We start from the raw sequence: 13,243 nt of genomic DNA on the forward strand, positions 1-13,243 counted from the left end.
AGAGGCATAATGAAAACGCTGCTGATTATTGACTCCGAACTCGGACAGGCCCGCGCCTATATGGCGAAGACCTTACTGGGTGCGGCGGCGCAGAAAGCAAATCTGCAATTCATCGAAAACCCTGGCGAAGCGGAACTGGCGATTGTGCTGGGTAGTCAACTGCCAAACGACAGTGCGCTCAGCGGGAAAAAAGTGTGGCTGGGCGATATCAATCGTGCAGTGGCACACCCGGATCTGTTCCTCAGCGAAGCGAAAAACCATGCCGCGCTTTACACTGCGCCGACAGCGGTAGCGGCTGCGCCAGTTGCCAGCAATGGCCCGAAACGCATCGTTGCGGTTACCGCATGCCCGACCGGCGTGGCGCACACCTTTATGGCCGCAGAAGCCATTGAAACCGAAGCAAAAAAACGCGGCTGGTGGGTGAAAGTGGAAACGCGTGGTTCCGTGGGTGCAGGCAATGCCATCACGCCGGAAGAGGTGGCACAAGCCGATCTGGTCGTGGTTGCCGCCGATATTGAAGTTGACCTGGCAAAATTTGCGGGTAAACCGATGTACCGCACCACAACGGGTCTGGCGCTGAAGAAAACGGCTCAGGAGCTAGATAAAGCCGTCGCGGAAGCGAAGCCTTATCAACCGTCAGGTCAGGCTCAGTCCGAAAGTTCGGAAGGGAAAAAAGAGGGCGCGGGCGCTTATCGTCACCTGCTGACCGGCGTCTCTTATATGCTGCCGATGGTGGTCGCGGGTGGCTTGCTGATCGCACTCTCCTTCGCTTTCGGTATCACCGCGTTTAAAGAAGAAGGCACGCTGGCGGCTGCGCTGATGAAAATCGGTGGTGGTTCGGCATTCGCGCTGATGGTGCCAGTACTGGCGGGTTTCATCGCCTTTTCTATCGCTGACCGTCCGGGCCTGACGCCGGGTCTGATTGGCGGGATGCTGGCGGTAAGCACCGGTTCCGGTTTTATCGGTGGTATTATCGCCGGTTTCCTCGCCGGTTATCTGGCAAAAGCCATCAGTAAAGGTCTGAAGCTGCCACCGAGTATGGAAGCGCTGAAACCGATTCTGATCATTCCGTTGTTCTCCAGCCTGATTGTCGGTCTGGCGATGATTTACCTGATCGGTACGCCGGTTGCGAAAATCCTGGCCGGTCTGACTTCCTGGCTGCAAACCATGGGCACGGCAAACGCTGTTCTGCTGGGCGCAATCCTCGGCGGTATGATGTGTACCGACATGGGCGGCCCGGTGAACAAAGCGGCTTATGCGTTTGGGGTGGGTCTGTTGAGTACTCAGACTTACGCGCCGATGGCAGCCATTATGGCGGCCGGTATGGTTCCGCCGCTGGCAATGGGCTTAGCAACGCTGGTTGCGCGTAACAAGTTCGATAAAGGTCAACGTGAAGGTGGTAAAGCGGCGCTGGTTCTCGGCCTGTGCTTTATCTCTGAAGGGGCTATCCCGTTCGCGGCTCGTGATCCGATGCGTGTGATCCCGTGCTGTATCGCCGGTGGTGCGCTGACAGGTGCTATCTCAATGGCGATTGGTGCAAAACTGATGGCACCGCACGGTGGTCTGTTTGTACTGCTGATCCCGGGTGCGATTACGCCGGTTCTCGGTTACCTGCTCTCCATCGTTGCCGGTACGCTGCTGACAGGTCTGGTGTATGCCTTCCTGAAACGTCCGGAAACGGAAGTGGTTGCGAAAGTTGCATAAAACGTAATGAGTAAAAAAGGCCGCTAAGCGGCCTTTTTTTATGGCGTAATTTGCTGTCGCCAACTGGCAACGCTGATAAGCGAAACGCCATCAGACAATGGGGCGTCCCGCAGCACGATTTATGCCGCGGCGTCAGCGTCTTGTTGCGCTTTCAGCCAGGCAATCTCTTCCGCCCAGATATCCGGGTTGACGGTTTCGAGGATCAGCGGAATGCCATCGAAACGCTCATCGCGCATAATCCAGCGAAACGCATCGTGGCCGATATTACCTTCACCAAGGCTGTGGTGGCGGTCAACGCGGCTGCCAAATGCGCTTTTCGCATCGTTCAGGTGCATACCGCGCAGATATTTGAAGCCAACCACACGCTCAAATTCAGCAAATGTTTCTGCCGTTGCCTGCTCCGTACGCAGATCGTAACCTGCGGCAAAAGCGTGGCAGGTATCAATGCAGACGCCGACGCGGGATTTATCTTCCACGCCATCAATAATCGCCGCCAGATGTTCAAACTTAAACCCAAGATTACTGCCCTGGCCCGCAGTGTTCTCAATCACCGCAGTTACCCCTTCGGTTTGCGCCAGCGCGATATTGATGGATTCGGCGATACGCGCCAGGCACTCGTCCTCCGGGATCTGCATCAGATGGCTGCCAGGATGGAAGTTCAGCAACGTCAGTCCCAGTTGCTGACAACGCGTCAGCTCGTCCACAAAGGCCTCGCGGGATTTTTCCAGCGCGTCGGCCACCGGATGTCCGAGGTTAATCAGGTAACTGTCATGCGGCAGGATCTGTGCGGGCGTGTAGTGATATTTTTCGCAGGCGGCTTTGAATTCGTCGATGGCCTCCGTGCTCAGCGGCGCGGCACGCCACTGGCGCTGGTTCTTGGTAAACAGCGCAAAAGCCGTTGCCTCGATTTCAGCGGCGCGGACGGCGGCATTCGCTACGCCGCCCGAGGCGCTCACATGCGCACCAATGTATTTCATAAAAACTCCTGTTAAAACCCGCCAGGGGAAAACGTCAATAATAGCGGGTCTCCAGGGCTGGCATGTAGTGGTTTATGCCATCAGGTGATGAACGGCCAGATTAATCGCGCCGCCGCCGACAATCAGCCAGACAAACAGCAGTAATCCCATTACCAGCGGTTTCGCACCGGCATTCTTCAGCGCGCTGATGTGCGTGGTCAGCCCCAGCGCCGCCATTGCCATCGCCAGCAGCAGAGTATCCAGCGTGTTCAACGCATTCACTGCGGAAGAGGGCAGCAGGTGGAACGAGTTAAACACCGCTACCGCGATAAAGCCAAGTGCAAACCACGGGATCGTCAGCTTACTTTTTTCTGCGCCTGCCTGCGGGCTGAGTTGTTTGATGCGTGCCGCCAGCAGTAATAAGAAGGGAGCCAGCATCATGACGCGCAGCATTTTGGCAATCACTGCCGCGTTTTCAGCATCGGGGCTGATGGCATGCCCGGCGGCAACCACTTGCGCCACTTCATGCACGGTAGAGCCAATCCAGATGCCATAGGTTTCCGGGCTGAACCACTGACCCAGCAGCGGATAAAGTGCAGGGTAAATAAAGATCGCCAGCGTACCGAAGATCACCACGGTCGCTACGGCAACGGTGACTTTACTGGCCTCGGCCTTGACCACCGGCTCTGTTGCCAGCACGGCGGCGGCCCCGCAAATACTGCTACCAGCGCCAATCAACCAACTGGTTTTTTTATCCAGCCCAAAGACTTTTTGCCCAAGGAAGCAGGCCAGCAAAAAGGTGCTGGAGAGGGTCAACGTATCAATGGCAATCCCGCTTACGCCGACATCAGCAATTTGCGAAAACGTCAGGCGAAAACCATACAGAATAATGCCAAGCCGCAGCAGATGCTGTTTGGCAAACAGTACACCGCTGTCGCATTGCGTATGCAGGGCAGGGTAGAGCGTGTTGCCGATAACCATACCGATAAGGATCGCCAGCGTCAGGGCGCTTAATCCCATACCTGCTACCGACGGGATAGCGCCAAGCCACAGGGCGAGCCCCGTAATGAAACCGCTGAGTAACAGGCCGGGGATAAAACGCCAGGCCGGATGACGGTGAGTCTGTAGTGTGATTTCAGTCATAACCTTCTCCTTTTGCTGAATAAAAGGGTAAGGCTCGCTGGCTTAAAGGTAAAATTGATTATATATTTATAATCAATCTTTATAAGTGGTAAGTAACCTCTATGCATATAACGTTGCGTCAGTTGGAAGTCTTCGCCGAAGTGCTGAAAAGCGGCTCCACCACACAGGCTTCGCAGATGCTGGCGCTCTCCCAGTCGGCGGTGAGTGCTGCGCTTACCGATCTGGAAGGGCAGCTTGGCGTGCAACTGTTTGACCGCGTCGGTAAGCGGCTGGTGGTGAACGAACACGGGCGACTGCTCTATCCGCGTGCGCTGGCAGCGCTGGAGCAGGCAACGGAAATTGAGCAGTTGTTTCGCGAAGATAACGGTGCCATCCGCGTTTTTGCCAGCAGTACCATCGGTAACTACATTCTGCCGGAAGTGATTGCCCGCTACCGTCGCGATTTCCCCGATTTACCGCTGGAGCTGAGCGTCGGCAATAGCCAGGATGTGATCAATGCGGTAGCCGATTTCCGTGTGGATATTGGTCTGATTGAAGGCCCGTGCCACACCGCGGAGATTATTGCCGAACCGTGGCTGGAGGATGAACTGGTGGTCTTCGCGCCGCCTTCCTCGCCGTTATTGCAGGGGCCGGTTACGCTGGAGCAACTGGCTGCCGCGCCGTGGATCCTGCGTGAACGTGGTTCGGGTACGCGGGAACTTGTGGATTATTTACTGCTGTCGCACCTGCCGCAGTTTCATCTCGGCATGGAGTTGGGCAACTCGGAAGCCATCAAACATGCGGTACGTCACGGGCTGGGCATTAGTTGCCTGTCGCGCCGCGTGATTGCCGAACAACTGGAAAGCGGTTCGCTGGTGGAGGTGCCCATTCCGTTGCCGCGCCTGGTACGCACGCTGTGGCGCATCCATCATCGCCAGAAACACCTCTCCAGCGCATTACAGCGCTTTATTAGCTATTGCTCTCTCTGATGACAGCGAGCCTGCCGACAGGCTCGCAACATCAACCATTCACTGCTTTACTTATAATTCGCCGCCTATCATGAAGCTCTCTAATATGACGTGTTTTATACCGGAAGGGGGGCGTTTCGTTTGCTACAATCGCGCCTCATTTTTTGGATGGATAGCATTTTCTTATGGTTTCCGAAATTAAAACCACAGAAGCGCCCACGCTTCGTCGTGAACTTAAGGCGCGTCATTTGACGATGATCGCCATTGGCGGTTCCATTGGTACGGGTTTGTTTGTCGCATCAGGGGCGACCATTTCTTCAGCTGGTCCTGGCGGGGCGCTGTTCTCCTATATTCTGATCGGCCTGATGGTCTATTTCCTGATGACCAGCCTCGGCGAACTCGCCGCTTATATGCCAGTTTCGGGTTCATTCTCCACTTATGGTCAAAAATACGTTGAAGAAGGCTTTGGCTTCGCGCTGGGCTGGAACTACTGGTACAACTGGGCGGTCACCATTGCCGTTGACCTTGTGGCCTCGCAACTGGTGATGACCTGGTGGTTCCCGGATACGCCAGGCTGGATCTGGAGCGCGCTGTTCCTGGCGGTGATCTTCCTGCTTAACTACATCTCAGTAAAAGGCTTTGGTGAAGCGGAATACTGGTTCTCGCTGATCAAAGTCGCCACGGTCATTATCTTTATCGTGGTTGGCGTGATGATGATCGTCGGTATCTTCCAGGGCGATAAACCGGCGGGCTGGAGCAACTGGACGATTGGCGATGCGCCATTTGCCGGTGGTTTTTCGGCGATGATTGGCGTGGCGATGATTGTCGGCTTCTCCTTCCAGGGCACCGAACTGATTGGTATTGCGGCGGGCGAATCTGAAAATCCTGAGAAAAACATTCCGCGCGCGGTGCGCCAGGTGTTCTGGCGTATTCTGCTGTTCTATGTATTTGCCATCCTGATTATCAGCCTGATCATTCCATATACCGATCCCAGCCTGCTGCGTAATGATGTAAAAGACATCAGCGTCAGCCCGTTCACGCTGGTGTTCGAACATGCTGGTTTGCTCTCTGCGGCGGCGGTAATGAATGCGGTGATCCTGACGGCGGTGCTTTCTGCGGGTAACTCCGGTATGTACGCTTCTACGCGTATGCTTTATACCCTGGCTTGCGACGGCAAAGCGCCGCGTATTTTCGCCAAACTGTCGAAGGGCGGCGTGCCGCGTAACGCGCTGTATGCCACTACGGTGATCGCCGGGCTGTGCTTCCTGACCTCGATGTTCGGCAATCAGACCGTTTACCTGTGGCTGCTGAACACCTCCGGGATGACCGGCTTTATCGCCTGGCTCGGTATCGCGATCAGCCATTACCGCTTCCGTCGCGGTTACGTAGCGCAGGGGCACTCGCTGAATGATCTGCCATACCGTTCCGGCTTCTTCCCACTTGGGCCGATCTTTGCCTTCGTGCTCTGTCTGATCATCACCCTCGGGCAGAATTATCAGGCGTTTCTCGCCGACTCCATCGACTGGGGCGCGGTTGCGGCTACTTATATTGGTATCCCGCTGTTCCTGGTGATTTGGCTTGGTTACAAATGGACCAAAGGCACCCGTTTCGTACGCTATAGTGAAATGGAGTTCCCGGAACGCCTTAGCAAATAAATTCACTCTTTTAGCCCTCGTTATGAGGGCTTTTTTTTGCCTGTCAAAAGTTCTCGCCCGCCAGTGTCAGCGTGGTTAAGCAAGAAGATCTGCAACACAAGCTGGTACAAAATCTCAAAGATGGTCTCCGCGACTTTATTGCCGTCGATTACCGTTTCTGACAGGAAAAGCCCCGACAGCAGTTAGCGCCGGGGTTGCCGTTATTTCAGCAAATGCTGGGCATGGAAGCGCAGATGATCTTCAATAAAGGAGGCAATAAAGAAGTAGCTGTGATCGTAACCGGACTGGATACGCAGCGTCAGCGGCCAGCTTTTCTGCCGCGCCACTTCCGCCAGCCGTGCCGGTTGCAGTTGATCGGCAAGGAACTGATCGTTATCGCCCTGATCGATAAGCGTCGGGATCGCATCGGCCTCTGTGCTTTCCAGCATCAGCGCGCAGCTATCCCACTCACGCCACAACGCGGCATCATCGCCCAGATACGCCGTGAACGCTTTCTGTCCCCACGGTACCTGCAACGGATTAACAATCGGCGCAAACGCTGACACGCTGGTATAACGCCCCGGATTTTTCAGCGCCATTATCAATGCGCCATGGCCGCCCATTGAATGGCCGCTAATGGCGCAACGCGGGCCGACGTTAAATTCCGCCTGGATCAGCGCCGGTAACTCGTCACGCAGATAATCATACATCCGGTAGTGCGCTGCCCACGGTTGTTGCGTGGCATTGAGGTAGAAGCCTGCGCCTTTGCCCAGATCGTAGCCGTCAACGTCGGGCACTGCATCGCCGCGCGGGCTGGTATCCGGCATCACCAGCACAATTCCCAGTTCTGCCGCGACACGCTGTGCGCCCGCTTTGGTGGTGAAGTTTTCATCATTACAGGTCAGGCCGGAGAGCCAGAACAGCACCGGCGGCGGCGTTACACTGCGCGGCGGTGGTAAAAAGATGCTAAAGGTCATTGAACAGTTGAGTACGGCGGAGTCGTGACGCCAGCGCTGTTGCCAGCCTTCGAAACAGCGGTGCTCTTCGAGCATTTCCATGCGGGGCTCCTCAGGTATTCACGGTTAAAAATAAGTAACATCCTGGTATCATACAGATTATTCCCTTAGCTGAGTAACTTTCACTTTCGCCTCCATTTAACCTGTTGCATCATAAATACAACTTATTATTAACATTCGGAGAGGCGATGGCGCAGCGAGTAGCGTTCTGCGGCTTTATTGTGCTGGTGGTGGCGATGGGGATTGGCCGCTTTGCGTTTACCCCGCAGGTGCCGTTGATGATCCGCGACGGGCAGCTCACGCTGACCAGCGCCGGGCTGGTTGCCGCCATTAACTACCTTGGTTATCTGCTTGGCGCCTGGGATGCGATGCGCGCCCAGCGGCATATCGAGCTGCGCCTGTGGCTTGGTATCTGCGGCGCGGTTGCGCTGACGTTTCTCTCTGCTATAGCGGATAACGTGCTGGTTCACGGTGTGTTACGGCTGGTGATTGGCGCGATGAGCGGCTGGGCGATGGTGTTGATCGCTGCCTGGAGTAATGAGCGGCTGGCGCATGCCGGTAAGCCGGGATTGAGCGCGGCAGTGTTTGCCGGCCCCGGCGCGGGGATTGCCATCAGCGGCCTGCTGGCGGTGGCGATTCAGGCGAAAGGCTTAAGTGCGGCTTCCGCCTGGCAGGTGTATGGCGTACTGGCATTGCTGCTGGTGGCGCTGATCGCCCGCTATCTGCCGCGCCCTGGCGAGTGGCACCGCGTCGGAACACAACCGCAGCCGTTGCAACTGACGGCAAATCTGAAAAGGCTGGTGTGGAGCTACAGCCTTGCCGGATTCGGTTATATTCTTCCCGCGACGTTTCTGTCGCAAATGGCTGCGTTGCGTTTTCCCGGCAGCCTTTTCGCGCAGTTTGTCTGGCCGGTATTCGGTGCTGCAGCGGTGGTGGGGATTGCGCTCGGTATCCTGCTGCGTCATGTGGGACACAGCCACCAACGGCTGGCGATCGTGTTGTGGTTGCAGGGCGCTGGCGTGCTGGCCGCCTGGTTGCTGCCTGGCATGAGCGGGCTGGTGTGCGGTGCGTTACTGGTCGGCGGCGGGTTTCTCTGCGCGGTACAGCTTTCGTTATTGTATGGGCGAGAGCTTGCACCCGATCACACACGTTATATGGCCGGACTGCTGACCACCGGCTATGCCGTGGGGCAACTGGTTGGCCCGATGACGTCGGCGCTCTCCACCTGGCTGACGCATCGCCTTGAACCAGCGCTCGGTGTGGCGGCGATTGCGCTGCTGATCGGCGGCGTACTGGTATGGAAACGTAGCGCCTGAAAGGCAATAACGATTTCTATAATTATCACGACCAGGGCTGGATTATGTGCGCGACCTCACGCACAATGTTCGCTCACTTCGCCGTAACTGGCGAAGCATGCCACACCTGCAGGAGAAAAAATAATATGTCATCACTCAGTAAAGAAGCGGCGCTCGTTCACGAGGCTCTGGTCGCCCGCGGCCTGGAAACACCGCTGCGCCCCCCGGTGCGCGAAATGGATAACGAAACCCGTAAGCGTCTTATTTCCGGGCATATGACCGAGATTATGCAACTACTCAACCTCGATCTGAATGATGACAGCCTGATGGAAACGCCGCATCGCATCGCCAAAATGTATGTCGATGAAATTTTCTCCGGCCTCGATTACGCCAATTTCCCGAAAATCACTGTCATTGAGAACAAAATGAAGGTGGATGAAATGGTGACGGTGCGTGATATCACGCTGACCAGCACCTGCGAGCACCATTTTGTGACTATCGATGGCAAAGCGACGGTGGCCTACATTCCGAAAGAGTCGGTCATTGGTCTGTCGAAAATCAACCGTATCGTGCAGTTTTTCGCCCAGCGCCCGCAGGTGCAGGAGCGTTTAACGCAGCAGATCCTGACGGCGCTGCAAACGCTGCTGGGTACCAACAATGTCGCAGTATCCATTGATGCCGTGCATTATTGCGTTAAAGCACGCGGCATTCGTGACGCCACCAGTGCCACTACCACCACCTCGCTCGGCGGGCTGTTTAAGTCCAGCCAGAATACCCGCCAGGAGTTCCTGCGCGCCGTACGCCACAGCAACTGATTCGCCGGGAGCCAGACATGGAGAGAAATGTCACGCTGGATTTCGTTCGTGGCATCGCGATTCTTGGTATTCTGCTGCTGAATATTACCGCCTTCGGTTTGCCGAAGGCGGCCTACCTGAATCCCGCCTGGTATGGCGACATCACGCAGCGCGATGCCTGGACATGGGCGCTGCTCGATCTGTTTGCTCAGGTGAAATTTCTCTCGCTGTTCGCCATTCTGTTCGGCGCAGGGCTGCAAATGCTGCTGCCGCGCGGTAAACGCTGGATCCACTCGCGCCTGACGCTTCTGGTTATTCTCGGGTTTATACATGGCCTCTTTTTCTGGGATGGCGATATTCTGCTGGCCTACGGGCTGGTAGGGCTGATTGCCTGGCGGATGATCCGCGACGCGCACAGCGTGAAGACGATGTTCAATACCGGCGTGGTGCTGTATCTGATTGGTATCGCCGTACTGCTGTTGCTGGGTGCCATTTCGGGCAGTACGCCTAACCGCTCCTGGCTGCCGGATGCCGCCAATGTGCAGTATGAAATGTGGTGGAAAACCAGCGGCAGCTTTACGGAGGCGCTCAGTAACCGCGCGGATATGCTGTCGAATACGCTGCTGGCGCTGGGGGCGCAATACGGCTGGCAACTGGCCGGCATGATGCTGCTGGGGGCGGCTCTGATGCGTAGCGGCTGGCTGAGAGGGCAGTTCACTCTTCGTCACTACCGGCGCGTTGGCGCACTGCTGATTGGGCTTGGTATGTTGATCAACATTCCGTCCATTGTTGCACAGTGGCAGCTTGGCTGGTCCTACCGTTGGTGCGCTTTCTTTTTACAGGCGCCGCGAGAACTTGGCGGCCCGATGCAGGCGATTGGCTATGCCGCGCTGGCGTGGGGGTTCTGGCCGCAAATCTGCGGCAGTAAACTGGTGAGCGCGATTGCCTGCGTTGGCAGAATGGCGCTGAGTAACTATCTGCTGCAAACCCTGATCTGCACCACGCTGTTTAATCATCTTGGTCTGTTTATGAAGTTTAACCGTTTGCAACTGCTGGCGTTTGTGCCGGTGGTATGGGCGGTCAACATCCTCTTCTCCGTATTCTGGCTTAAACATTTCCGCCAGGGGCCCCTGGAGTGGTTGTGGCGGCAATTAACCGCTCGTGCTTCAGGGACATCATTAGAACGCACATCCAGATAACGATCCCGATCACAATCATTAACAAAATGGATGTAACCGTTTCCATTCATGTGAAGTCACTCACGTAGCGTTCCCGCACCGACTGCCAGAATAGCCTCCTTACTTAACCCAGGGGGTGAGTGTGAACAGCCGCAATCCAGAAAAGGTGGGTGAAAATGATCACCATTCGTGACGTTGCCCGTCATGCGGGCGTCTCCGTCGCGACGGTTTCCCGCGTGCTGAATAATAGCGCGCTGGTAAGCCAGGATACGCGTGAGACGGTGATGAAAACGGTCGCCCAGCTTGGTTACCGCCCGAATGCCAACGCGCAGGCGCTGGCCACGCAGGTGAGCGATACCATCGGCGTGGTGGTGATGGATGTCTCGGATGCCTTCTTCGGCGCGCTGGTCAAAGCGGTGGATACCGTCGCGCAGCAGCACGATAAATATGTGCTGATCGGCAACAGTTACCATGAAGCCGAAAAGGAGCGCCACTCTATCGAAGTGCTGATCCGCCAGCGCTGTAACGCCCTGATTGTTCACTCGAAAGCGTTGAGCGATGAGGAGCTGGCAGGCTTTATGGAGCAGGTTCCGGGCATGGTGCTGATCAACCGGTTAGTACCAGGATATGCCCACCGCTGCGTCTGCCTTGATAACGTCAGCGGGGCGGTAATGGCAACCCGCATGTTGCTGAATAATGGTCATCAGCGCATCGGCTATCTGGCGTCCAGCCACCATATTGAAGACAACGATCTGCGCCGTGACGGCTGGTTCCGCGCGCTGGAAGAGCAGGGGATTGTGGCGCCGGATAGCTGGGTTGGCACTGGTTCGCCGGATATGCAGGGCGGGGAAGCGGCAATGGTTGAGCTGCTTGGTCGCAATCTGCAACTCACCGCTGTCTTCGCCTACAACGACAGCATGGCAGCAGGGGCATTGACGGCGCTGAAAGATAACGGCATTGCGGTGCCGCAGCATTTATCATTGATTGGCTTCGATGATATTCCCATCGCCCGTTACACCGATCCGCAACTGACGACTGTGCGCTATCCGGTGGCGTCAATGGCGCGCCTTGCTACTGAGCTGGCTCTGCTGGGAGCCGCAGGGAAGCTGGATCTGCAGGCGTCGCACTGCTTTATGCCCACGCTGGTGCGCCGCCACTCTGTTGCCGCCCGGCAAACTGTGGCTCCGATCACTAACTTATAACATCGGGTGATGTAACCGTTTTCAATCTGTGAGTAAATTCACAGTATCTTAACAACGCGCTGACTATGATGTCAGCGTCTTAGAAGCTGAAACACGATGTAACGGTGATTATTCACTTTAACTACGGGTAATTGCTTTGATACATCGAAGAAATCGAACTTCTGGAGCGTTACCGAACACGGACGAGTGGAATTTTTTAGAGTGAACTTCGGTCGACCGTAACGTTTTAGTAACATTCCGGCCTGCCGAGCATTATTCATAAGAACTACCCTGCATATAAAAAAACCGGAGATACCATGAATAAGAAGGTGTTGACCCTTTCTGCTGTTATGGCAAGCATGCTTTTTGGCGCAGCCGCACACGCAGCCGATACCCGCATTGGTGTGACCATTTATAAGTATGACGACAACTTCATGTCTGTTGTGCGTAAAGCAATTGAGAAAGATGCCAAAGCAGCGCCGGATGTTCAGTTGCTGATGAACGACTCCCAGAACGACCAGTCAAAACAGAATGATCAGATCGACGTTCTGCTGGCGAAGGGCGTGAAAGCGCTGGCCATCAACCTGGTTGACCCGGCGGCAGCGGGCACGGTAATTGAAAAAGCGCGCGGCCAGAACGTTCCGGTTGTTTTCTTCAACAAAGAGCCTTCCCGTAAAGCGCTGGATAGCTACGACAAAGCCTACTATGTGGGGACTGACTCTAAAGAATCCGGCGTGATTCAGGGCGACCTGATTGCGAAACATTGGGCCGCTAACCCGGCATGGGACCTGAACAAAGACGGTCAAATCCAGTACGTACTGCTGAAAGGCGAACCGGGCCATCCGGATGCGGAAGCGCGTACCACGTACGTTATCAAAGAGCTGAACGACAAAGGTATCAAAACGCAGCAGCTGGCGCTGGATACCGCAATGTGGGATACCGCTCAGGCGAAAGATAAAATGGACGCCTGGCTCTCCGGCCCGAATGCAAACAAAATTGAAGTGGTTATCGCTAACAACGATGCGATGGCAATGGGCGCAGTTGAAGCACTGAAAGCACACAACAAGTCCTCCATCCCGGTCTTCGGCGTCGATGCGCTGCCAGAAGCACTGGCGCTGGTGAAATCCGGTGCGATGGCCGGTACGGTGCTGAACGATGCCAACAACCAGGCGAAAGCAAGCTTTGATCTGGCGAAAAACCTCGCTGAAGGTAAAGGCGCCGCTGATGGCACCAACTGGAAAATCGACAATAAAATTGTTCGTATCCCTTACGTTGGTGTAGATAAAGACAACCTGGCTGAAATTGCCGGTAAATAATATTTAAGTAAGCATGTTCTCACTGGGCGTATTAATTAATACGCCCATTAATAATACGATATGCCAGGCCAACAAGGTA

Annotated in this window: 11 protein-coding genes; 8 read left to right on the plus strand and 3 right to left on the minus strand. The window is 55.6% G+C overall.

The window, feature by feature from the left end:
• Window positions 1-9 precede the first annotated feature (9 nt).
• On the plus strand, window positions 10-1,704 hold the full coding sequence (gene fruA / locus CWM66_RS08910) for a PTS fructose transporter subunit IIBC (RefSeq protein WP_007371163.1): 1,695 nt from the start codon (window positions 10-12) through the stop codon (window positions 1,702-1,704).
• A 119-nt stretch (window positions 1,705-1,823) separates the two neighbouring features.
• Here fruA and nfo read toward each other — a convergent pair whose 3' ends face one another.
• Together nfo and CWM66_RS08920 are read right to left on the minus strand one after the other, a co-directional pair.
• Entirely contained in the window at window positions 1,824-2,681 is an 858-nt protein-coding gene (nfo, locus tag CWM66_RS08915) for a deoxyribonuclease IV (RefSeq protein WP_007371164.1), read from the minus strand.
• Window positions 2,682-2,753: 72 nt separating this feature from the next.
• On the minus strand, window positions 2,754-3,803 hold the full coding sequence (locus CWM66_RS08920) for a YeiH family putative sulfate export transporter (protein WP_007371165.1): 1,050 nt from the start codon (window positions 3,801-3,803) through the stop codon (window positions 2,754-2,756).
• A gap of 101 nt (window positions 3,804-3,904) precedes the next feature.
• On the opposite strand from CWM66_RS08920, the gene yieE reads away from it, so the two are divergent.
• Together yieE and CWM66_RS08930 are read left to right on the plus strand one after the other, a co-directional pair.
• Window positions 3,905-4,771 carry a DNA-binding transcriptional regulator YeiE gene (yieE, locus tag CWM66_RS08925; RefSeq protein WP_007371166.1) on the plus strand — a complete coding sequence of 289 codons (867 nt, stop codon included), beginning with the start codon at window positions 3,905-3,907 and terminating at the stop codon, window positions 4,769-4,771.
• A 164-nt stretch (window positions 4,772-4,935) separates the two neighbouring features.
• Window positions 4,936-6,405 carry an amino acid permease gene (locus CWM66_RS08930; RefSeq protein WP_007371167.1) on the plus strand — a complete coding sequence of 490 codons (1,470 nt, stop codon included), beginning with the start codon at window positions 4,936-4,938 and terminating at the stop codon, window positions 6,403-6,405.
• A 200-nt stretch (window positions 6,406-6,605) separates the two neighbouring features.
• On the opposite strand, the gene fghA is transcribed toward CWM66_RS08930, so the two are convergent.
• Window positions 6,606-7,442 (minus strand): S-formylglutathione hydrolase, encoded by an 837-nt coding sequence (fghA, locus tag CWM66_RS08935; RefSeq protein ID WP_007371168.1) that lies wholly within the window; start codon window positions 7,440-7,442, stop codon window positions 6,606-6,608.
• Window positions 7,443-7,588: 146 nt separating this feature from the next.
• On the opposite strand from fghA, the gene CWM66_RS08940 reads away from it, so the two are divergent.
• The 5 genes from CWM66_RS08940 (at window position 7,589) to mglB (ending at window position 13,164) form a co-directional block, all read left to right on the plus strand.
• Window positions 7,589-8,716, plus strand: a complete 1,128-nt coding sequence (locus CWM66_RS08940; RefSeq protein ID WP_007371169.1) for a YbfB/YjiJ family MFS transporter — start codon at window positions 7,589-7,591, stop codon at window positions 8,714-8,716.
• 125 nt (window positions 8,717-8,841) lie between these two features.
• Complete coding sequence (gene folE / locus CWM66_RS08945; RefSeq protein ID WP_007371170.1) at window positions 8,842-9,510, plus strand: GTP cyclohydrolase I FolE; 669 nt, start codon at window positions 8,842-8,844, stop codon at window positions 9,508-9,510.
• A 17-nt stretch (window positions 9,511-9,527) separates the two neighbouring features.
• Window positions 9,528-10,688, plus strand: coding sequence for a DUF418 domain-containing protein YeiB (gene yeiB / locus CWM66_RS08950; RefSeq protein WP_107146554.1), 1,161 nt, complete (start codon window positions 9,528-9,530; stop codon window positions 10,686-10,688).
• 155 nt (window positions 10,689-10,843) lie between these two features.
• Entirely contained in the window at window positions 10,844-11,869 is a 1,026-nt protein-coding gene (galS, locus tag CWM66_RS08955) for an HTH-type transcriptional regulator GalS (protein ID WP_007371172.1), read from the plus strand.
• A gap of 296 nt (window positions 11,870-12,165) precedes the next feature.
• Window positions 12,166-13,164, plus strand: a complete 999-nt coding sequence (gene mglB / locus CWM66_RS08960; protein ID WP_007371173.1) for a galactose/glucose ABC transporter substrate-binding protein MglB — start codon at window positions 12,166-12,168, stop codon at window positions 13,162-13,164.
• Window positions 13,165-13,243 lie beyond the last annotated feature (79 nt).

The organism is Kosakonia sp. H7A, assembly GCF_003028445.1.
In the GTDB taxonomy this organism is placed as follows: domain Bacteria; phylum Pseudomonadota; class Gammaproteobacteria; order Enterobacterales; family Enterobacteriaceae; genus Kosakonia; species Kosakonia radicincitans.

What these genes read in the sequence shown, in the direction of transcription:
- mglB (WP_007371173.1), top strand. Translation starts at nt 12,166, where the DNA reads ATGAATAAGAAGGTGTTGACCCTTTCTGCTGTTATGGCAAGCATGCTT.
- galS (WP_007371172.1), top strand. Translation starts at nt 10,844, where the DNA reads ATGATCACCATTCGTGACGTTGCCCGTCATGCGGGCGTCTCCGTCGCG.
- fghA (WP_007371168.1), bottom strand. Translation starts at nt 7,442, where the DNA reads ATGGAAATGCTCGAAGAGCACCGCTGTTTCGAAGGCTGGCAACAGCGC.
- yeiB (WP_107146554.1), top strand. Translation starts at nt 9,528, where the DNA reads ATGGAGAGAAATGTCACGCTGGATTTCGTTCGTGGCATCGCGATTCTT.
- fruA (WP_007371163.1), top strand. Translation starts at nt 10, where the DNA reads ATGAAAACGCTGCTGATTATTGACTCCGAACTCGGACAGGCCCGCGCC.
- folE (WP_007371170.1), top strand. Translation starts at nt 8,842, where the DNA reads ATGTCATCACTCAGTAAAGAAGCGGCGCTCGTTCACGAGGCTCTGGTC.
- CWM66_RS08920 (WP_007371165.1), bottom strand. Translation starts at nt 3,803, where the DNA reads ATGACTGAAATCACACTACAGACTCACCGTCATCCGGCCTGGCGTTTT.
- yieE (WP_007371166.1), top strand. Translation starts at nt 3,905, where the DNA reads ATGCATATAACGTTGCGTCAGTTGGAAGTCTTCGCCGAAGTGCTGAAA.
- CWM66_RS08930 (WP_007371167.1), top strand. Translation starts at nt 4,936, where the DNA reads ATGGTTTCCGAAATTAAAACCACAGAAGCGCCCACGCTTCGTCGTGAA.
- CWM66_RS08940 (WP_007371169.1), top strand. Translation starts at nt 7,589, where the DNA reads ATGGCGCAGCGAGTAGCGTTCTGCGGCTTTATTGTGCTGGTGGTGGCG.
- nfo (WP_007371164.1), bottom strand. Translation starts at nt 2,681, where the DNA reads ATGAAATACATTGGTGCGCATGTGAGCGCCTCGGGCGGCGTAGCGAAT.